The 20,759-nt window shown below is 44.9% G+C and carries 23 protein-coding genes; 16 read left to right on the forward strand and 7 right to left on the reverse strand.

Annotated elements, in window-relative coordinates:
- Positions 1-67 precede the first annotated feature (67 nt).
- On the forward strand, positions 68-847 hold the full coding sequence (locus R7040_RS08035; RefSeq protein ID WP_005379162.1) for a class I SAM-dependent methyltransferase: 780 nt from the start codon (positions 68-70) through the stop codon (positions 845-847).
- 186 nt (positions 848-1,033) lie between these two features.
- Positions 1,034-1,606, forward strand: a complete 573-nt coding sequence (locus tag R7040_RS08040) for a hypothetical protein (RefSeq protein ID WP_171343024.1) — start codon at positions 1,034-1,036, stop codon at positions 1,604-1,606.
- Positions 1,607-1,675: 69 nt separating this feature from the next.
- Here R7040_RS08040 and R7040_RS08045 read toward each other — a convergent pair whose 3' ends face one another.
- Both R7040_RS08045 and uspA read right to left on the reverse strand, forming a co-directional pair.
- Positions 1,676-2,554: a carboxylate/amino acid/amine transporter gene (locus tag R7040_RS08045; protein ID WP_025768287.1), complete on the reverse strand. Its 879-nt coding sequence runs from the start codon at positions 2,552-2,554 to the stop codon at positions 1,676-1,678.
- Positions 2,555-2,618: 64 nt separating this feature from the next.
- A complete protein-coding gene (gene uspA, locus R7040_RS08050; protein WP_005379165.1) occupies positions 2,619-3,044 on the reverse strand; it encodes a universal stress protein UspA in 426 nt (141 codons plus the stop codon).
- 282 nt (positions 3,045-3,326) lie between these two features.
- Between uspA and ftnA the strand changes: the two genes are divergently transcribed.
- The 3 genes from ftnA (at position 3,327) to R7040_RS08065 (ending at position 5,642) form a co-directional block, all read left to right on the forward strand.
- Positions 3,327-3,854, forward strand: a complete 528-nt coding sequence (gene ftnA / locus R7040_RS08055; protein ID WP_005379167.1) for a non-heme ferritin — start codon at positions 3,327-3,329, stop codon at positions 3,852-3,854.
- Between the two features lie 91 nt (positions 3,855-3,945).
- Positions 3,946-4,269 (forward strand): universal stress protein UspB, encoded by a 324-nt coding sequence (uspB, locus tag R7040_RS08060; RefSeq protein WP_005379169.1) that lies wholly within the window; start codon positions 3,946-3,948, stop codon positions 4,267-4,269.
- 179 nt (positions 4,270-4,448) lie between these two features.
- On the forward strand, positions 4,449-5,642 hold the full coding sequence (locus tag R7040_RS08065) for an NAD(P)/FAD-dependent oxidoreductase (protein WP_205391072.1): 1,194 nt from the start codon (positions 4,449-4,451) through the stop codon (positions 5,640-5,642).
- A gap of 93 nt (positions 5,643-5,735) precedes the next feature.
- Here the strand turns inward: R7040_RS08065 and R7040_RS08070 are convergent, their stop codons facing one another.
- The gene (locus R7040_RS08070; protein ID WP_005382945.1) at positions 5,736-7,079 is read right to left on the reverse strand and encodes a sigma-54 interaction domain-containing protein; all 1,344 of its coding nucleotides are present in this window, start codon (positions 7,077-7,079) and stop codon (positions 5,736-5,738) included.
- 436 nt (positions 7,080-7,515) lie between these two features.
- Between R7040_RS08070 and R7040_RS08075 the strand changes: the two genes are divergently transcribed.
- From R7040_RS08075 to R7040_RS08095, 5 genes are all read left to right on the forward strand, one after another.
- Entirely contained in the window at positions 7,516-8,067 is a 552-nt protein-coding gene (locus R7040_RS08075) for a BON domain-containing protein (protein WP_005379174.1), read from the forward strand.
- Positions 8,068-8,112: 45 nt separating this feature from the next.
- Positions 8,113-8,289, forward strand: a complete 177-nt coding sequence (locus R7040_RS08080; RefSeq protein ID WP_005379177.1) for a DUF1328 family protein — start codon at positions 8,113-8,115, stop codon at positions 8,287-8,289.
- Positions 8,290-8,297: 8 nt separating this feature from the next.
- Complete coding sequence (locus tag R7040_RS08085) at positions 8,298-8,495, forward strand: hypothetical protein (RefSeq protein ID WP_017821108.1); 198 nt, start codon at positions 8,298-8,300, stop codon at positions 8,493-8,495.
- Positions 8,496-8,599: 104 nt separating this feature from the next.
- Positions 8,600-9,031: a hemerythrin domain-containing protein gene (locus R7040_RS08090; RefSeq protein WP_017821107.1), complete on the forward strand. Its 432-nt coding sequence runs from the start codon at positions 8,600-8,602 to the stop codon at positions 9,029-9,031.
- 144 nt (positions 9,032-9,175) lie between these two features.
- Complete coding sequence (locus R7040_RS08095) at positions 9,176-10,840, forward strand: diacylglycerol kinase family protein (protein WP_053307270.1); 1,665 nt, start codon at positions 9,176-9,178, stop codon at positions 10,838-10,840.
- A 202-nt stretch (positions 10,841-11,042) separates the two neighbouring features.
- Here R7040_RS08095 and R7040_RS08100 read toward each other — a convergent pair whose 3' ends face one another.
- Both R7040_RS08100 and R7040_RS08105 read right to left on the reverse strand, forming a co-directional pair.
- Positions 11,043-11,441 (reverse strand): hypothetical protein, encoded by a 399-nt coding sequence (locus R7040_RS08100; protein ID WP_005379193.1) that lies wholly within the window; start codon positions 11,439-11,441, stop codon positions 11,043-11,045.
- Positions 11,442-11,589: 148 nt separating this feature from the next.
- Complete coding sequence (locus R7040_RS08105; RefSeq protein WP_005379194.1) at positions 11,590-12,027, reverse strand: DUF2383 domain-containing protein; 438 nt, start codon at positions 12,025-12,027, stop codon at positions 11,590-11,592.
- 361 nt (positions 12,028-12,388) lie between these two features.
- On the opposite strand from R7040_RS08105, the gene R7040_RS08110 reads away from it, so the two are divergent.
- From R7040_RS08110 to R7040_RS08125, 4 genes are read left to right on the forward strand one after another with little or no spacing between them, the layout of a single operon-like run.
- Positions 12,389-12,637: a hypothetical protein gene (locus tag R7040_RS08110; RefSeq protein WP_005379196.1), complete on the forward strand. Its 249-nt coding sequence runs from the start codon at positions 12,389-12,391 to the stop codon at positions 12,635-12,637.
- 48 nt (positions 12,638-12,685) lie between these two features.
- The gene (locus R7040_RS08115; protein WP_005379198.1) at positions 12,686-13,198 is read left to right on the forward strand and encodes a phage holin family protein; all 513 of its coding nucleotides are present in this window, start codon (positions 12,686-12,688) and stop codon (positions 13,196-13,198) included.
- Complete coding sequence (locus R7040_RS08120; RefSeq protein ID WP_005379200.1) at positions 13,188-13,514, forward strand: hypothetical protein; 327 nt, start codon at positions 13,188-13,190, stop codon at positions 13,512-13,514. The genes R7040_RS08115 and R7040_RS08120 overlap by 11 nt, the downstream gene beginning before the upstream one ends.
- Before the next feature lie 45 nt (positions 13,515-13,559).
- A complete protein-coding gene (locus R7040_RS08125) occupies positions 13,560-14,630 on the forward strand; it encodes an AI-2E family transporter (protein WP_158173551.1) in 1,071 nt (356 codons plus the stop codon).
- Between the two features lie 18 nt (positions 14,631-14,648).
- Here R7040_RS08125 and R7040_RS08130 read toward each other — a convergent pair whose 3' ends face one another.
- Together R7040_RS08130 and R7040_RS08135 are read right to left on the reverse strand one after the other, a co-directional pair.
- Positions 14,649-17,096, reverse strand: a complete 2,448-nt coding sequence (locus tag R7040_RS08130; RefSeq protein ID WP_205391073.1) for an EAL domain-containing protein — start codon at positions 17,094-17,096, stop codon at positions 14,649-14,651.
- 194 nt (positions 17,097-17,290) lie between these two features.
- Positions 17,291-18,196: a DMT family transporter gene (locus tag R7040_RS08135; protein ID WP_005379208.1), complete on the reverse strand. Its 906-nt coding sequence runs from the start codon at positions 18,194-18,196 to the stop codon at positions 17,291-17,293.
- 168 nt (positions 18,197-18,364) lie between these two features.
- Here R7040_RS08135 and rmuC point away from each other — a divergent pair, with 168 nt between their 5' ends.
- Both rmuC and ubiE read left to right on the forward strand, forming a co-directional pair.
- Positions 18,365-19,897 carry a DNA recombination protein RmuC gene (gene rmuC / locus R7040_RS08140; RefSeq protein ID WP_005379209.1) on the forward strand — a complete coding sequence of 511 codons (1,533 nt, stop codon included), beginning with the start codon at positions 18,365-18,367 and terminating at the stop codon, positions 19,895-19,897.
- Positions 19,898-19,974: 77 nt separating this feature from the next.
- Positions 19,975-20,754, forward strand: a complete 780-nt coding sequence (gene ubiE, locus R7040_RS08145; protein WP_005379210.1) for a bifunctional demethylmenaquinone methyltransferase/2-methoxy-6-polyprenyl-1,4-benzoquinol methylase UbiE — start codon at positions 19,975-19,977, stop codon at positions 20,752-20,754.
- The last annotated feature ends 5 nt before the right edge of the window (positions 20,755-20,759 follow it).

Here is a 20,759-nt window from a genome sequence, read left to right on the forward strand (position 1 = left end):
TAGCATTAATAGGTAACTTAGGTATACACTCAGCGCCAGTTACCTCGATTTTTATTGGAGCCTCCTTTTGCAACTGCAATTGATCTGTGAAAACCCGTCTCAACAATCTCATCTTGATGAACTCGCTGCGCGTTGGCAGCTGTCACACACTGACGATAGCGATTTTGCTTTGGTGCTAACCACCGAGCGTTTGGAGCTACGTAAAGTGGATGAGCCAAAGCTGGGTGCAATCTTTGTGGATTTGATTGGTGGTGCGGTAGGTCATCGTCGCAAGTTCGGTGGTGGTAAAGGCCAAGCAATTGCGAAAGCTGCGGGGTTGAACAAAGGGGCAACGCCAACCGTGTTAGACGGCACGGCAGGTCTTGGTCGTGATGCGTTTGTGCTCGCCTCGCTAGGTTGTAAAGTGCAGATGGTCGAGCGTCATCCAGTCGTAGCGGCTTTGTTAGATGATGGCTTGGATCGAGCGAAACAAGACCCAGAAATCGGCACCTGGGTATCTGAGCGCATGTCGCTAATCCATGCTTCTAGCCATGATGCGCTGGAACAATTGGCGCAAGATAAAGACTTTGTCCAGCCAGATGTGGTGTATCTTGACCCGATGTATCCGCACCCAGAAAATAAAAAGAAGTCGGCGCTCGTAAAAAAAGAAATGCGCGTTTTCCAATCGTTGGTTGGCGCCGATTTGGACGCCGATGGTCTGCTAGAACCAGCCATGGCGTTAGCCACAAAGCGTGTAGTAGTTAAACGCCCAGACTATGCTAACTGGCTGAACGAGAAAAAACCGACCATGGCGATTGAAACGAAAAAAAATCGCTTCGATGTCTACGTTAAAGCATCGATGGCATAACTTCCTGACGGCTCAACTTTTCTTGTCACAGTACGGTGTGTCGTGCTGTGACTCAGCCTCTCTTTCCTCGTCTCTATTGATAGTTTTCTCTTGCTAATTCCCTTCCCTGACTGTATATCTAACTAAGAATTATTATTATTTCACTTGTTGTGATGCGGTCGATAACTGGGAAGCTGGAGTAGTAGAATGGCTAAACGTTTATGTAAAATGAGTCGCAAACAGATCGCGGCAGAACTTGGTGATATCCATCGTTTAGTTGTCGCACCAAAATTCGTTTGTCGTTCTTGCGCACGCTCTTCATCGGCCAAAGATACCCTTTGTAAGCCAGCCGCAATTCCTCCACAAAAATGCCAAGACAAGCCATTGAGTGAGCAACAAGCATGTGGCTTATTGGTTGAAGCTCTGCCAGCACAAGCGATTCCAGTGATCACTAAACAAAGCAACGAAAAAGCCGCGATTGTGAGGCGTGTTGTTGAGCGTGTGAAAGAGAAAAAACAAGCCGAAAAATCTCCGGAGCCAGTAAGAGCCGACGCACCAGTATGGTTTGATTTAGCGGATAAAAAATCGCTCAAGAAAGCGAAAAAAACACTGAAAAAGCACTATAAGCAGCAAAAGAAGTTGCTAAAAGTGGCGAAAAAACAACAAAAGTTACTTAAGCGTCAGCGCAAGCTTGAAGCGCGCAATGCGAAACTAGAAGTGTTGCTGCCAACGCCACCTAATGCTTTGATAAACGCAATCTCACAAGCCAAAGTGCATTAATCAAACAAAAAACGCTCTCCAGTCGGAGAGCGTTTTTTATTGCTGGAATATTTGTTAGTAGCGATGGCGTTACTTATTGGCGTAGCTCATTTCGACGCGCTTTTTCACCCAGGTTTCGTTAATCCATAGGGATAGCATGATGATCGCACCGCCAATGGCGAGTCGCATGACATCAACATCGCGGTTCCAAATCACAATGTTTACAATCAAGCCCGCCGGAACCAATGCATTGTTCATTACTGCCAGTGCACCTGCGTTCACCATAGTCGCGCCTTTGTTCCAAGCAAAGTAACCAAAACCAGAAGCAATCAACCCAAGGTATGTCAGAATGCCCCATTGCGTTGTAGTGGTTGGTAGTTTGTCGAGGTTACCCATGAGCGCGAAAGCCACGGTTGCTACACAAAGTGCACCTAAGTAGAAGTAGCCAAACACGGTGTGTTGTGGCAAATCGACGGGTTCACTCTCCATGATATATTTGTAGCCCACCTGACCGATGGCAAAGCAGAGGTTTGCTCCTTGTACGACCAAAAAGCCCAGTAGGAAATCTTCATTAATGCCTGCAAATTTAATCCAGGCGGCACCAAATACGGCTATTGCAGCGGTAACTAAGTACCAAGGTGAAAAGCGACCTTTCAAGAAGTCATAGATTAGCGTGACGTAAATGGGTGTGAATACGGTGAACAGCAATACTTCTGGCACGGAAAGGAGCAAAAAAGATTGGTAGTAGAAGCAATACATCAAACCGAGCTGGAAGCCACCGACGGTCATCAGTTTCGCGATTAGGGATTTGCTAACGCCACGGAATTTCAAAAAGGGAATGAAAACCAGGCTCGCCAGTGCCACGCGCATGAACACCGAGAACCAAGAATCAACCTGACCGGCGAGGTAAACGCCGATCAGGCTAAATGAGAATGCCCAAAGTAGGGTAACTGCGGATAGATAAGCCATGGATGAGAATCTTTATCAACAACAAATGTGCCCGCAGTCTAACCAAGTTTTATCGTTGCGCCAATCAGTCTTTTAGCGGTACGACCAGCATATCGACTGGTGAGCAGTTAATCAGCTGTCGAGTCGAAGATAGAATCTTGCTCCAGAAATCTTGGTGATGACCACAAACCACCAAATCGATACTGTAGTCTTGAATGGTATCGCACAGCTCATTACTCAAATCGCCACTACCGACTAAAGTATGGGCAATTGGGTATTGCGCATATTCAGCGAAGTTTGCCAATTGTGTGCGCGATGCTTCCATTGCTTGATGTTGCGCTTCTGCCATATTGATATCGATAAGCCCGGTGTAGAGTTCTGCGTAGTTCACGTCGATGTGAATAAAAGAGACTTTCGCATCCAGAGGTTTAGCCAGTGATACGGCTTTCTTAATCAACACTTTACTGTCGTCTGAAAGGTCGACTGCCACAAGTATGTGTTTGTAACTCATATTGCTATCTCCTTGTAAGGTCATAGTTTTAGATTAGCACCAACCCCAAAAAAAATTTGCTGAAGTGATCTCATATCGGTGCCGTAGGTACAAAGTCTTGTCTCAGTAATCATGTTATAGTGGCGTTGTACCCAAGTGACTTTGATATGCTGAAATAAGCGTAGTGTTACTGACTAGAGTTGAAGTGAAACTTCGCCGTGTCTGCCGGACCAAGCTATTCTCGCAGCGTCACTTATTTCGAGGTTACTTGGGTATATTGCATGCACAATAATAGGAGTTAACATGCTGTCTCAAACTATGGTCGAACAATTGAATGAGCAAATTAACCTAGAATTTTTCTCATCCAATCTATACTTACAAATGAGTGCTTGGTGTGAAGACAAAGGTTTTGAAGGTGCGGCTGAATTTTTACGCGCTCACGCCGTAGAAGAAATGGAGCACATGCAACGCCTATTCACTTACGTGAGTGAAACTGGCTCAATGCCAATCTTAGGCGCTATTGATGCGCCAAAGCATGACTTTGCGAGCCTAGGTGACGTTTTCCGCGAGACATTTGAACATGAGCAAATGATCACGGAAAAAATCAACAAACTGGCGCACGTTGCATTTACTAGCCAAGACTACTCAACGTTTAACTTCCTACAGTGGTACGTGTCAGAACAGCACGAAGAAGAGAAGTTGTTTAAAGGGATTTTAGATAAGATCGAACTGGTAGGTGAAGACGGTAAAGCGTTGTTCTTCATTGACAAAGATCTAGCACAAATGGCGAAAGAAGGTTCATCTTCAATCATGGATGCTCCAGCTGCGTAAACGCGTTTTGGGACGTTGTAAGTAGCGGGTAAAGACGAAGTGTTGGTCGTCTTTTTCTCTTGAGCATTGTTGAAGATGTAGGGAGGAAAAGATGATCAGTGGAGACACAATCTTATTTGCGCTAATGGTGGTAACTGGAGTTAATATGGTCCGGTATCTCACCGCTCTTCGTTCTCTAATTTATATCATGCGTGAAGCGCATCCGCTGTTATATCAGCAAGTTGATGGTAATGGTTTTTTTACCACTCATGGAAATGTCACCAAGCAGGTGAGGTTGTATCACTACATTAAAAGTAAAGAATATCATCATCACCACGATGAAATTTTTACTGGTAAGTGTGAAAGAGTGCGTGAATTGTTTGTTCTATCGACCGCGTTGCTCGGCGTGACGCTACTTGCGGCCTTCATTCTCTAAGAGTCAATAATCCAGAAGTTGTTCTGTCTGAGATTTTGCGGACATACAGAGCGCTTAGAGTTTAAGCGCTTTTCCCTTTCGGTATTTGTCGGTAGAATGTCGCGCCTAGAAAGCAAGGATGTGCAATGTGCACATCCTTTTTTATTTTGATTCGATACCAATCAGTCTAAGAGCTACCGATGAGTAAGAAATTTGATGTTGTTGTAATTGGCGCAGGCGCAGCAGGTTTAATGTGTGCTGCAGAAGCAGGCAAGCGAGGCCGCTGTGTTTTGGTGCTCGATCATGCTAAAAAGCCAGGACGTAAAATCCTTATCTCGGGCGGTGGTCGTTGTAACTTCACTAACTACGACGTTTCAGCTAATCACTATTTGTGTCAAAACCCGCACTTTGTTAAGTCGGCGCTCTCCCAATACACTAACTGGGATTTCATCTCGATGGTGTGTAAACATGGCATTGAGTTCGAAGAGCGTGATCACGGCCAGTTGTTTTGTGTCGATGCATTTACGGCCAAAGATATCGTGAAGATGTTGTTAGCTGAGTGTGACATGCCGAACATCGAACAGCGTTACCAATGCGATGTTCATTCGATTGAAAAAATTGATGAAGGCTTTCGTTTGCATGCTGGCACTGAGATTGTCGAATGTGAGTCTTTAGTTATCGCAACAGGTGGCTTGTCGATGCCAAAACTGGGGGCGACACCATTTGGTTATAAAGTCGCGGAACAATTTGGTCTTCGAGTTATCCCAACCACGGCAGGGCTTGTACCATTTACTCTGCATAAAGAAGACAAAGAAGACTTTGCTGAGTTATCTGGTATCGCGGTACCTGCGGAAATTACGGCTGAAGATGGCACCATGTTCAAAGAAGCCCTGTTGTTCACACATCGTGGGTTATCTGGTCCAGCAGTGTTACAGATTTCTTCATTCTGGCGGGCCGGACAAAAGGTGTTGATCAATCTTGTGCCAAACGATGATGTTGCTGAGTTATTAGAACGCAGTCGTGAGAAGCATCCAAATCAGTCACTCAAGAATACGCTTGCCAAAGTGCTGCCTAAGCGTCTGGTTGAAGTCTTAATTGAACGTAAAGAGCTAGTCGATAAACCGCTAAAACAGTTCAATCAAAAGGAGCTTGCGGCGATTGTGGAGCGTCTAGAGCATTGGGATATCGCCCCGAATGGCACTGAAGGCTACCGAACTGCGGAAGTGACACTCGGCGGTGTCGATACTGATCACTTATCCTCGAAAACCATGGAATGCAAAGACATTAAAGGGCTTTATTTTATTGGTGAAGTGATGGATGTGACTGGTTGGCTAGGGGGCTACAATTTTCAGTGGTGCTGGTCGAGCGGCTTTGTTGCGGGGCAGTGGGTTTAATCAAACACCAAACGCAGCCTAACTGCATAAAAGATAAGATACAAAAAGAGCACTGAATAAAAGTCAGTGCTCTTTTTGTATTCCCATAGCGAGTTACTCGTCTTGATACTTTTCGAGTTTGTTATAGAGCGTTTTCACGCTAATGCCTAACTCCTGCGCTGATTCCGTTTTATTGCCTTGATTCTCTTCAAGGGTATTGAGAATGGCGGCTTTTTCTAGCTCTTCTAGCGAAACGCCCGCCGGAACAAGGTCTTCGATGCTGGTGCCTGTCTCCAATGGTGGTGTGTCGAAGATAAGGTGTTCATCTCGGATGGTGTCATCAGCCAAAATAAATGCACGCTCGATCGTGTGTTTGAGCTCACGGACATTACCTGGCCAGTCGTGTGCAGCGATTTTTTGGATCGCAGAGTCAAGAATCGTTTTGGTTTTTGCCTCATTGGCGTTGCGGTGCGCGATAAAGTGCTTGGCCAGACCGACGATATCACCGCCTCGTTCTCGCAGTGGCGGTATCGTTAATGGGAAATGCGATAAGCGGAAAAACAGATCTTCACGCAGGAACTGCTCCTCAATGGCGATTTTAGGATCACGGTTTGTAGCAGCAATGATGCGAGTATTAGCGATATGAACCGTATTACTGCCAACTGGGCGATACTCTCCGGTTTCCAAAACACGCAATAGCTTCACTTGATGCTCGATAGGCATCTCGGTGATTTCATCTAAAAATAGGGTGCCGCCCTCTGCCTGCTTAAATACACCTTGGTGAGTTTTATTTGCTCCGGTAAAAGCGCCTTTCTCATGGCCAAACAGTTCGCTATCAACTAATTCAGGGCTAATGGCACCACAGTTAATCGCTATAAAGGGCTGTTGTTTACGCTCACTCGCTAAGTGGATGGTCTGCGCCACCAGTTCTTTGCCTGATCCACTTTCACCGACAATAAGGACGTTGGCTTCTGTTTTAGCAACGCGCCTGATCATACGATAGAGCTGATGCATCGGAGAGGAAGAGCCGACCAAAAGACCAAATTGGTCAAGATCGCTGGTGGACACTTTACGCCCTTGATCTTGTTTGTGTTGATAGTACTGGCTGACTTCACTCAGGGTGTCCGTCAGAATGGCAATATCAACGGGCTTTCTGTAGTGAAAAATAGCACCCAAGTTCATCAGCTTATCCAAGTTCTCGTTTGGAGCGCCAGAGCTAATGATGATCAAGTCCATATCGTAGATGTCTTCGATATTAGAAAGACGTTGATAATCTGCACTAGTAAAGTGGGCGACTTCAACAATCGCAACTTCCGGTTTGAGTTGTAGGAAATCTTCAATCCATTGGTCTGCGGCATCGATGTCATGCAGACGAAATTTGTTCAGTTCCTGGCAAGAAGCGATGGCATTTTTAAGTGATGGATCTTGTATTCTTAGAAACAGGCTTGGCATCGACATAGAAATGTCCTCTTTACTATGACAGAAACAATGTACGTGGATTATTCTCACTTCACAAGACAAAATATTGTCAGCATAGATTTAAGGATTTGTTCGGTATTTTTATGTTGTTAGCCCCTTTTTGATATATATCGGTGAGAGCCATCAGTAGATATTTCCTTTTGTTCAGATTTTTATTTTTAAAATAATAAGTTTGCTATTAATTGATTCTGGGGAAATAGCCTTTCTGTTTTATCAGGTTATTTAGGCACAAGTGACGGAGGCTTTATCACCGATTAAAAATTACATTTTTTACGTGTAAATAATTCATGCTTATACTTTATTGCTCATCTCATTTTTACCTCTTTCCTTTATTAGTCAATTAAAAACAATGAGTTATAAAGTTGGCACATGGTTTGCTCCTAGGGAAGTGCAACGTCAATAAAGGAGAATTACCATGAATAACATCGCAGCTAAAATTGTACTTACGTCAGTTCTTGCTACTTCATCTACAGCAGTCTTAGCGAGTGATAAATGGGAAAAAGAATCCATGGACGCTTGGCTAGATGGTAAAGCTGAAACCACACTACTGCTAAACAGCAATCTCAACTCTTTTGATATCAATACCGATGTAGAGAATCAGGTCGTTACCCTTTCTGGTTCGGTAAACAATGATCTTGAAAAATCACTTGCCGAAGAGCTTGTTACTGGTCTTGATGGTGTGAAAAAAGTAAACAACGAATTGTCAGTAGTGAATGAAGGCAAGAAAGAAACTGATTCAGAAGCTTTAGCTACACTGACCGATTCTAAAATCACGACTATAGTTAAAACGCGCCTACTAATGGATACCAATGTGAGTGGTACGGATATTGATGTAACGACAGAACGCAAAACGGTAACGTTGGCAGGTAAAGTTAATTCAGATGCGGAGCATGATCTTGCAATTTCAATTGCAAATAACACCAATGACGTAAATAAGGTGATTGATAAGCTAGAAGTGGTTCAATAATAGCGAGCCGAGTGATTTAACCCACTTTTATTAGGAGGTAACACTATGGTTCGTTGGATGTTTATTTTTCTGGCACTGGCACTAATTTCTGCACTATTAGGCTTTACCGGTATTGCAGGAGCTGCTGCCTCTATCGCGCAAGTGATATTTTACCTATTCCTATTGTCATTAATTGTATCAATAGTGATTGTTCTGCTGGGAAGAAAAAACGTAAATAGATAGGAGATTCCATGCGACTTACGTCATTTGTTTACCGTATCGCCGCAGTATTCGGTTTGGTGTTTGCGTTGGCAGCTTGTAGTGAAGAAGGGCCAATGGAACAGGCCGGCAAAAAGATAGATGAAGCCGCCGAAGAAACCCAAAATGCGATTGAAGATGAATGTGAAAACATTAAAGAAAATCTAAACGCTGAAGACCAAGACTGTTAGCCGAATCAGGTTAGGTTTTTTACGCATAGCTATGTAAGAGAGGGGCGGTCAATAACCGCCCTTCCTTTTGTCCCAATTGTTTACAATCAGATAAGGAGTCAAAGATGAAAAACATATTTGATGTACTGAAAGAGAGTCATGAAAAGCAACGCCTTTTACTCGATGCTCTGATGGAAACGTCTGGAGATTCCCCCGCTCGTGAAGAGTTTTATCACAACCTTAAAGAGGAACTCGAACAGCACGCAGCGGCAGAAGAGCGGTTTTTCTACGCGCCTTTAATAGATAGTGATAAGACCATTGATCTCACTCGCCATGGCATCGCAGAGCATCATGAAATTGATAAAGTGATTGCACAGCTTGATGCAACCGATATGAGCTCGCCAGCGTGGCTCAACCTAATGAAAACCTTGCGTCACAAAGTGTTGCACCATCTTGAGGAAGAAGAGCAGCGTTTCTTCCAGTTAGCCGGTAAGGTAATGACCGATAAGCAGAAAATGAAACTAGCGGATGGTTATGTTGAAGAGATGGTAAGCTAGGTAGAGTGTTGGACCTTTTCGTGCCATTTCGGCACGGGAAGGCACTCAATCAAGGCGTTTACTAAAGTTCATGTATCCAAGCTCAATCCCCCGCGTATTCTAACTTCCACTAAAAAGTGCACTCGCTGAAGGCAAGGAGAGCGAATGTTTATCATCAAATATTATATTCTTGGCGCTCTGATCAGTTTATTGGCCGCTATCTATACGCCTCAAATTATCGTTAGTTTGCTGTTCTTATGGATATCGCTTTCTTTAGCGTTGGTCAGCGTAGCCTACGTATTCGACATTCCCTCTATTTTTAGAAAAAACCAAGATGGCAAGATTGTCAGGTGGATTCGCTGGGCATTCATCCCATTTCTATTGGGGGCTAGAGCGTATAACGCCTGGGAAAGACGGCGTGATACAGTGCCTCCAATCCAAAAAGTCAGCGACAATTTATACCTATCTCGCCGTTTGTTTCAGAGTGACTTAGATTTTCTCGAATCCAATGAAATCTCTTGTATTGTCGATGTCACCGCAGAATTTGCAGGCCTTGAAAGTGCGATGACCGACAAGCAGTTTCATTACCTTTCGATTCCGGTACTCGACCACAAAGCCCCAACGCTAGAGCGCCTTCGCCATGCGATTAACTGGATTGATACTCAAATCTCGTGCTCGCGGGCAGTGGTTGTGCATTGTGCGTTAGGGCGTGGTCGTTCAGTGTTTGTTGTGGCGGCGTATTTACTGAGCAAAGACCCGTCACTGACGGTTGAATCCGTGATGAAAAAAATCAATGACGTACGCAGTACCGCGAGATTGAATAAATTACAGATTAGAACGTTACGAGCGATCAGTGAAAAAGGCGTACTAGGGCTGGATCAATCCACTTGGATGGTGGTTAACCCTGTTGCAGGTGGCGGAAAATGGGAGGAAAACGAACAGCACCTGATTCGTGAACTAACCAAAAAATATCGCTTGAGTATTCATCAAACCACCACAAACCTCAGCGCCGAGCAGCTAACACAACAGGCAAAAGAAAGTGGAGCTAAGCAAATCATCGTAGCTGGTGGCGATGGCACAGTAACAGAGGTGGCGAGCCAATTGGTGGATACCGACCTAAAACTCGGTATTGTTCCGCTCGGAACTGCCAATGCGTTATGTCATGTGCTCTATGGCGTTGGCGCAAAATTCTCACCGGTCGAAAAAGCGTGTGAAGCGTTGCTTGGCGGACACTGCCAACGTATTGATACTGCGGAATGTAATCAGCGGCTTATTTTATTGGTCTTAGGCATTGGGCTAGAACAGAAAATGATCGAGCACGCTCAGCGAGAAGAGAAAAATGTTTTTGGACAACTCGCTTACCTCACCGGCTTTTTTAATGCTGTAGTGGCGGAAGAAACGCAAGCTTTAACCGTATCGTTAGACGCTCCAACTGAAGATGGAAACCACGACAAGAATACACAAACGCTTGACGTCCATAGTTTTGTCGTTGCGAATATCGCTCCATTTAGTACGTTGCTTGCCCAAGGTGGTGATGCGCCGCAGCCTGATGATGGCAAGCTGCATATCACATATTTAGATAACACCGAGTCTTTAGGCGGACGTCTTATCGCCTTGTCGGATCTGACATTAACGAGCGTAGGCGCACAGGAAGAATCGACACATTTTCAATACGCGACGGCTCAGAGCGTCACTATTTCTGCGAATAAACCGATTGAATATGTGATTGATGGTGAACTGTATTCTGATGAGCAACTGGCAATCAAGCTGCGTCCAAAGTCATTGAACGTATTTGTTCCAAGCCAGAGACGTAAATCAGCTTCGCTTTAACACAGATAATCCGCGGATAACGCGCCATTTGCTTCGTATTCTACATGGCGCTTTTTCTGTGCTGTTTGATGATTTGGTGTGCGTCGTAAAAAGGCTATCAAGGTCGCTGCGTAGATGCAGCGGCTTTTGTCTATCTGCACCTTTTTATTAGGTTGATTGGGGATGAGGGTTAAACAAAGTGAAGAAAGAAGGGCGAGTATAATTACTCACCCTGAGGTAAGTGCTTTTCAATTTCATCGTTTTCAACTTGTAAAGCAGCTAACCAATAAGAAACAAGTGCGGTTAAGTTGGTGTCGTCAATGGCTCTAAGCAGGGCTTTTAAATCATCTAACAGTAATTTATTCATAAAATGCATTTCTTTGTAATTACCTAGCTCGGCAACGCCGTATTCGGTGGCATTTTCTGCAATGAATTGTTCACCATCTTGGTCGAAAAACAGCTTCGCCATCTTTTTGATCATCACTTTTTCTATTTTCACGAATCGATATGCCGCTCTTGCGAGTGTCATATGTGATTGCGGGTTAACGAGAGGCAAACACGTTTGGCGATGGTGTGTCATTTTTACGAGTAGCTCCCTTACTCGATTGTTATCCAATGTCATAGTGACCTCTTTATTTGTGATTATTGTCGTGGGACATTTCTCGTGACGGTTATGTTAATGCGCCTGTGGGCTTGTCAGAAATGGCCAAAGCAAGTTGGCCATTTCTTTGCTCAATACCGAGCTTTATTGCAAGGGCGACCACCAGGTTTTAGCTAATAAGGCTGATGCTGCTGAGTTTTTCTTTGCAACTTTTTATATCGCTACGAACTTTCAGCAGAACCGAGTTATCCGCCTGCTCTGGGTGGGAAGTAATCAAATTCTCAATCTCTTTGAGTACCTTGCTTTCGACACCTTCAAGCTGTTCTAAATACATTGACTCTTTGTCAGAGGACACTTCCTTCATCACGTCGCTGTAGACCTCACGCGCCTTGATGGTGTAGGAAACCGGAGTGTCGTCGGCAGATTCTTCATTGTTACTTGCTAGAGAGTAGGGAGTGAGCTCAATGACTGCACGCTCACGTACTCTGAGCAGTTCTACCAACACATTATTCAAGGAAGTGTTGTCGATGTTCTCGATGGCCTTGTTGTAAATTTCATTTCCGCTTTCGATAAGCTCAATGATTGAGGCGATGTTTTCATTTTTCATATGCCACTCCTTATTTACTGGTGATAGGGGTGTTTGAGTGTATGGAATACAAACACGATGTTTCGTCTTCAGTTGCAGGTTGTATGCCAATGAACTTTAAGTCTTATTAATCAGTGACTTAATATCTTGTTTTGCAATAACTTGCTAACAGTCGGTAAGGCGCTAAGAAAAAATTACAAGAATGGCGGGGAAAGCCTGGAAAGAATTACACGTACAGATACGGCTTTTTATCGAAATAAAAATAAAATCAATAAAAAACAATAGCTTAAAATTCTGGCATGGATATGGCTTTGTAGGGAGTAAGTGAGGTCAAACATTGTTTCACTTGATTCACTATTCAACTCATTAATGGAGGCTAGTTATGGCTACTACAAAAGAAAGCACAGTAAAACCTCAAGAGCAGTTAGAAGAAGCATATCACTTAGCGGAACAAGCCACGACGGAAGCCGTTGGCGCGATGAAAGACCAAGCCAAAGAGAAGCTGGATGTCGGTGCACAGCAAGTTCAGCAGGCGACTAAGTCGGCAGAAAATGTAATCAAGGAGCGCCCATTGCTGAGCATAGGCTGTGCCTTCCTTGCTGGTTGGGCGGTTTCGAAGCTGATCAAATAATAGTGGTTACCAAGGATTAAGCCACACAACAGAAAGGCGAGGCTTCACATGAATAACTCAGGGCAAGTTACCAATCAGCAATCAGGCTCGGCGGCTTCAGACAGCGGCCGAGCCCCTGATGGGGCAGAAGAACAGGATATCCAACAAACCATTAATGGTTTGAGCAGCATTCTTGCGCAATTGGACCAACTGACGAAATCGCTAAAAGCATGGTCAGGTTCAACGTTGGATTTGTTCCTCTTGGAGATGAAAGTTAACGTGTCCGCAGTGCGTCAGATTTTGCTGTGTACCGTTGTTTTTACCCTATTGTCGGTATTGTTCGTATTCAGTTTGTGCCTTGCCTCTGGGGTGGTGGCTTATCAGTTAACTGCCAACGTATATGTTGCCGTGGGTGTATTTATCACATCATTAGGCTTGGCATTATTTGCTTTAGCCTGGTGGCAGAAGCGTTTAGTTGGATTTCTTGGATTCAAAAATACGACAGAACAATTACAGGAGGGGTGGGATGCGCTCGCTACAAAAGCTCAATCGAGCCATGCGGATCAAGCGGATGGAAGGTAAAGCGTCTCTAGAGCAATGCTGTTTGTCGATGGAAATGTTCACGTTTACCACCAAGAAGTTTGTGAGAGAAAACCCTTGGACGACATTAGGCATTAGTGCTGTCGTTGCCGTTACCGCAGCAAAAGCAGGTCGATTGTCTCGACTGACTTCTTCTATTTCGTCAATGGGGCTATTGGTTAGCAGCGTGTCTGATATTACCGATTCGCTCACAAAGCCGGTCGCGGCAGCTTCTCTGGATGAGTCAGATGCGGAGCAAAATGGAAATGCAGCAACACAAGTAAGCAACGCTGCGACGACAGAGGGCGAACCACTCTAATAGCGGATTTCACCGCAAAATTTTCTTACCGATTCTGAGCTTATTATGACAGCGAAATTGAACATTCCTGCCAACACTGCGATTGGTGCAACGCTTCTCGTCCTGTTACTCGTCCCAGGGCTGTATTTTGCCAAGCCAATATTGTTACCTATTGTGCTTAGCACCTTTATTTCTCTGCTGTGCAGCCCTTTCATTAATTATCTTGAAGACAAAGGCTTACCACGTGCTATTACCGTCGTGTTGACGCTGTCATTCCTCGTTGGCGCTTCAATTATTGGTCTTGCCGCCATGTCGGAGCCCGCCAAGCAATGGTGGTCTGAGCTGCCCAGTATCGTGAAAAATGTGTCGCAAGAAGTAAGCGAAGTTACTAAAGTTTCGGCTGATCACCTTAATACTCCATTGAATATCGCCAACGATATGAGTATGGATGAGGTCGGGAACAACACCGTATTTTCTTTGGTAAAAACGCTCGCGACCACTACGCCGACGATTTTGACACAAGCGATGATCGTGCTGTTTATGGTTTACTTTATGCTCAATCATGGACGAAGCTTATTTCGAAAGTCAGTGTCTTACCTACATGGGTTCGCCAAACAGCGCCAAGCGATTGAGTTGGTCAAAGCGCTACAGAAAGACCTATCTCGATACATTGGCACCATCACTTTAGTGAATGCGGGGCTGGGGTTGAGTGTTGGGGCCGTGTTTTTTGTTCTAGGCCTTGAAGATCCATTTCTATGGGGCGCATTTGCAGGCGTGATGAATTTTGCGCCGTACCTCGGCCCTGTCATATCCATGGTGAGCTTTGGCTTTGTTGCTTATCTTCAGTTGGAGTCGGTCAGTTTTATGCTGACGGTGGTGTCTATCTATTTACTGCTCAATTTGATTGAAAGTCAGTTTGTTACACCAACACTATTGGGGAAAAGGTTTAACTTAAACCCGTTAGTGATTTTTGTTTGGCTTGTTTTTTGGGGCTGGCTTTGGGGCGGAATGGGACTATTGATCGGTGTGCCGTTGCTGGTTTGTATCAATATTTTGGTTGATCGTCTAGAGCTATGCCAATCAACCCAAAATCAAGCAAAACAAATCACCTCCGCGGACGTGGCACCGCGAGAGTGACTTGAGGATCAAGCTGGTTCAACGAAACAGTTTTTCAGCGCTCACTGGCTGACTAAACAAATATCCCTGACCATAAATACAGCCTTTTTCGAATAAATAATCGGCTTGTTCCCGAGTTTCTATCCCTTCCGCGACGACTTTCAACGACAGCGTTTTTCCCATGGCAATAATGGCATTCACAATCGCGTTGCTGTCGCTATTACTTGGGACATCACTGACAAATGAGCGGTCAATTTTCAGTTTGTTGATTGGCAAACCTTTCAAGTAAGACAAAGACGAATAGCCAGTTCCAAAGTCATCCAGAGAAATCTCAATACCCAGTTCTCGTAATTGATTTAACGATGCAATGGCTTGTTGAGGGTCGATCAGTAAAAAGCTCTCTGTGATCTCCAAATCTAACCGTTGGGCAGGGTATCCGGTGTTATCGAGGATAGTACTTAATCGCTGAATGAAATTTGACTGCTGAAGCTGCAACGCAGAAACATTGACGGCGATTTTGCCAAACTCGATGCCTTGGTCCAGCCAAGCATTACCTTGCAAACAAGCTTGTTGTAACACCCACTCACCAATGCTTTGAATCAGCCCTGTTTTTTCTGCAATTGGAATAAAGTCTGCTGGTGGTACAAGGCCAAACTCTGGATGCTGCCAGCGTAATAAAGCTTCCACGCCGACAATCGTATTTTGTTCCAAATTGTATTGCGGTTGGAATTCTAACCGGAGTTGTTGTTTTTCTATTGCTTGATGCAAAGCGGATTGAATGCGTACATGGGATACGGATTTATCGGTCAAATCCGGTGAGTAAAACGCGTAGCCGTTGCGTCCATTTTTCTTCGCTAAGTACATCGCAGTGTCTGCGTTTTTCAGTAAGGTTTCACTGTCTTGACCATCTCTTGGGTACAAGGCAATACCAATACTGGTCGAGACACGAAGTGAGTCGTGATTTGCTAAGTCGAATGGTTGCTGGAATACGCTTAGAATATCGCCGACGGTTTCCAGTAAGGCAACATCACTATGGATGTCTGGCAAAATAATCACAAATTCATCGCCGCCAATACGAGCCACATGCGCATTGAGGTGAAGCACATCTTGCAGACGAATCGCTAACTTAGACAGCAATTGGTCACCACAGAAGTGGCCCATGCTATCGTTGATGTGTTTGAAATGGTCGATATCTAAGAATAGGGTGGCAAACGTCTGCTGGTTTTTGTGTCCGGTTTCGATGTGTTGTTCGAGTAAGCTGAGTAAATGGGTGCGATTAGGTAGATTGGTTAATGGATCGTAAAAAGCCATGCGCTGCAGCTTTTCTTCGTGTGCCTTACGCACAGAGATATCTTCAAACACACAAATGTAGTTAATAAGGTGGTTTTTATCGTCCATTACGGCGCTAATGGTCGCTAATTGCGGATAAATGCTGCCATCTTTCTTTCTGTTGATGAATTCGCCTTTCCATTGGCCTTTGTTTTCGAGTTGATGCCACAACTGTTGATAGAAACCTTGATCATGATGGCCTGAGCGCAGAATTCGTGGGTTTTTTCCTATCACCTCTTCAGAGCGGTAGCCTGTAATTTGGGTAAAAGCCGTGTTTACATCAATGATGTTGGCATTGCGGTCTGTAATGACCATGCCTTCTTGCGAATTGTTGAAAATTTGGGACGCTAAGGAGAGCTGCGTTTCTACCATTTTTCGGCGGGTGATGTTACGTGTCATCCCCAGAATGCCGATTAAGTTTCCCGCATGATCACGGACAGGAGACTTAATGGTTTCTAGCCAAGTGGGGTTATTGTTTTCATCAATTTGACGGCATTCTTCAACAATATTTTGCGTGCCCGTGGCTACCACCAATTTATCGGCATCAATGAATTTTTCCGCACGTTCATGGCTAAACAGAGCAAAATCGTCTTTTCCAATGATTTCACTGTTGGTTTTTTGCCACGCATTTTCTACGCTTCGGTTGGTCATCGAATAAAGGCCATCCATGCCTTTTATCCATACGTGGTCTTCAAGGCAGTCGATAAACTCTTGTAGTGTTGGTGTTGGCTTTATTTCCGCGCTTTGATGTCGCGTTTGTTCTTGCTGCCAGTGCAAGTTGATATCAAAGCTGATCCGCCCCGCCATTGCGCTTAGCCATGCCGAAACAACCGTTGATTGATCATTAGGGTGAGTCAGTGTCAGTACGGCAAGCAATTCGCCATTAGGTAGCCAAATCGGTCCAATGCTCAAGGTTTGCTCTTCAAAGGGGGTATGGCTAACTGTAAAATCTGTCGGCGTAAAGTGATCGACAACTTGCGTTATCACATCGATGATAGCACGATGATTTTGGGTTGAGGTGGACACCTCAGTCGATAGCCACTGCTGAGTATCGCTCAGAGTATAAAGCTGTCCCTGAGCTTGAGTTACATCACAGCATTGTCGCAGAACGTGTTGCCAGTCTGCCATCAAAGGCGAAGGAATAGCGAAGCGAAACATAATTAATAACGAGTCCTAAATCGCCCAAAGGTAATTATATTAGAATCTAGCGTAAGCTATTGGGCTTTGTGAGTATCGTATCCAACGCGTAGCTAAATCCTAGCAGCGTAAAGTGCTTTCTATCATTAAAATGTTATCTATATCTCTTTTTTATCCAACTTATTGCATCGTTTTTTAGGGCTTTTGATAGGTGATTAAGAAGCGTTTACCGCTTTGGTTTTCTTGCCCCATGAGACTTGCTGAATGACTAAGCCACTGATGATCAATACCAGGCCAATCAAGGTTGAAGGATGAATTTCTTCGCCGATGATGGTAGCTAACAACATGAGTGAGATAAATGGAGAAGCAAAGATCAGATTACTGATACGCGCGGTGTTTTGCGTTGATTTGAGTGCGCTCAGCCACAAAACGAAAGTGATCCCCATTTCAAACAGTCCGACATACGTCACCGCTGCCCAGCCTTTAGCTGAGATCATCTGCCAGTCAGCACCTTCATAAAGACTTAAACCAATGGCGAATGGAATAGCGACCAAAAAGCCGAGCAGAACGCCAACCACAGGGTCGGCCTTATTTTTGGTATTTAAAATCCAGTAACCGGCCCACAGCAGTGTTGATAGCAGCGCAAGACCAACACCCAACGGGCTCTCAAATTCCATGCCTAAAAGATTGCCTTGTGTGGCAATCACTATCACGCCGACATAACTAAAACCGCAAGCCAGCCAGTCCTTACCACGGATCTTTTGTCCTAAGAAAACAGCGGCCATTAGCGTTAAGGTGATGGCCCAGCTGTAGTTGATCGCTTGAGCCTGAGATGCGGGCAGCAAGTCATATGCTTTGAACAGAATAACGTAATACGCCAAAGGGTTAATCAACCCAAGCAGTAGGTAATACCAAGGGTTTGAGAAAAATGTAGCGCTTAACTGGCCCAGTTTACCTTGCACACCACAGATTACTGTTAGTGCAATCGCAGAGACGATGCTGGCAATGCATAGCATTTGAATCGGCGTAAATTCTGCCAGCGTGAGTTTAAATGCGGTTGCAACGGTAGACCAAAGTAATACTGCTGAGAGCCCAAATCCTAGGGCGCGACGCTCGTTCATGATGCCTCTGCGTGATGATGTGCCGCTCGGTTTGGATAATTTGAGCGGAAGAAAGAATATTATAGGAAGGCCTAGTGTATGCGAGGATTTTTCATCCAACAAACTGGACATTTATCCAGTGTCTAAATACCATTGTTATAGATACAAAACACAGGCTAACTCGCTATTATGCAATGGATTCTTGAGTACCAATCTCTCATTCTCTCTTCTCTTTGTGCTGCCACGCTTAGTGGTGTCGCTGCCGGTTGGTGGGTGAAACAGCGTTTTATCACCCAAACTCAGCTTCTCGAGCAACAACTTGTTTCAGAAAAACAGCTTCATCAACAGCAACTTGAACAGGTCAAGCAAAGCCTTGCCGATGCTCAGCAAGAGTTGGATGAGTTAGATGATGAGCGCGATAAAGCCGCGTTTGAAGTGCGTCAAACGCACGGAAAGCTGATGGCAGCTATGGAAAAACTGCGTTACTTCGAGGCTGTAAAGCAAGAGCGCCAGCAATACTTTGATGAGCTTGGTCAAATGCGTGAACACAAATCACGTCTAGAAACGCAGCTGCGTGAACAGCAAGCTCGCCATGAGCAAATTAACCAAGCTAATGCCGAAAAACTGCAAATTTTAGAACAAGCGGAAGCACGCTTGAAACAACAATTTGAGCACTTGGCCAACCAATTGTTTGAAGAAAAAACCGCGAAGGTCGATTTGCAAAACCGTCAGAGTTTAGAAGGCTTGTTGTCACCGCTTAGAGAACAGTTAGAAGGGTTCAAAAAGCACGTTAATGACAGCTTTAGCCAAGAAGCTAAAGAGCGCCATACCTTAGTGCATGAGCTGAAAAACCTGCAACGTTTGAACGAGCAAATGACGCGCGAAGCGGTTAATTTGACCCAAGCGTTGAAAGGGGACAACAAACAGCAAGGTAACTGGGGCGAAGTGGTGCTCGCTAGGGTACTTGCCGAATCTGGCTTGCGTGAAGGGCACGAATATCAGACTCAGGTGAACTTACAAAATGAAGCAGGCAAGCGTTACCAACCTGATGTCATTGTGCATCTCCCACAAAACAAACAAGTGGTTGTGGATTCTAAAATGGCGCTGGTTGCCTATGAGCGCTACTTCAACGCCGAAACTGATGCTGAGCGCGATCAGGCTTTGAATGCGCACTTAGCTGCTCTACGTGCACATATCAAAGGGTTAAGCATGAAGGACTACCACAAACTCAAAGGTATTCAGAGTTTGGACTATGTTCTGATGTTTATCCCGGTTGAGCCGGCGTTCCAAGTCGCGATTCAAGCCGATCCGAGCTTGATTAAAGACGCGATGGAGCAAAACATCATTTTGGTGAGCCCAACAACGTTGCTGGTGGCATTGCGCACCATTGATAATCTATGGCGCAATGAACGCCAAAATGAAAACGCCAAAATGATTGCGCAGCGTGCGACAAAACTCTACGACAAATTACGATTGTTTGTAGACGACATGGAGGGGCTCGGCGGTGCGCTGGATAAGGCGAATCAAAGCTATCAAGGTGCGATGAACAAGCTTGCCACAGGGCGCGGAAATGTGATTCGCCAAGCCGAAAGCTTTAAACACTTGGGAGTTGAAATTAAACGACCGATTTCTTCCGACCTCGCGCAGTTAGCGCAGAGTGATGCATTTTCAGAAAATGACCCGTTAGTAGAAAGACATCCGGCTGAGGATAAAGTAAACTAATCGCCCGCAGTGCAGTGGGCGATTTTATTTGTCAACAAACGCCCCGTAGAGGAAAGCGCTGCCTAAGAGGAATTAGAATGACGGACACAAGTTTGCAATCCAATACAGCGTTAGAGAATGAAACCACTCACTTTGGTTTCTCTACAGTGGCAAAAGACGAAAAAGTGACTAAGGTTGCCGAAGTATTCCACTCCGTGGCAACAAAATACGACATCATGAATGACCTGATGTCTGGTGGTATTCACCGCCTTTGGAAGCGCTTCACTATCGATTGTAGTGGTGCTCGCCCTGGCCAACGTATTCTTGACCTAGGTGGTGGTACGGGTGATTTGACGGCGAAATTCTCGCGCATTGTTGGCGATGAAGGCCATGTCATCCTTGCCGATATCAATAACTCAATGCTTAACGTTGGTCGCGATAAACTGCGTGATAACGGTATTGTGGGTAACGTGCACTACGTTCAAGCCAACGCAGAAGAACTGCCGTTCCCAGATGATTATTTTGATGTGATCACCATCAGTTTTTGTTTGCGTAATGTGACTGACAAAGACAAAGCGCTTCGTTCAATGTTCCGCGTACTGAAGCCAGGCGGCCGTCTATTGGTGTTGGAATTTTCAAAACCAGTGCTAGAGCCGTTATCGAAAGTATACGACGCATATTCATTCCACTTGTTGCCGAGAATCGGTGAGCTAGTTGCGAATGACTCAGAGAGTTACCGCTACCTAGCGGAGTCAATCCGTATGCATCCAGACCAAGAAACGCTGGAAGGCATGATGCAAGACGCAGGTTTTGAAAACACCAAATACTACAACTTAACTGGTGGTATTGTGGCTTTGCATCGCGGTTATAAATTCTAAGGGTT

Source organism: Vibrio sp. 1069 (genome assembly GCF_033340555.1).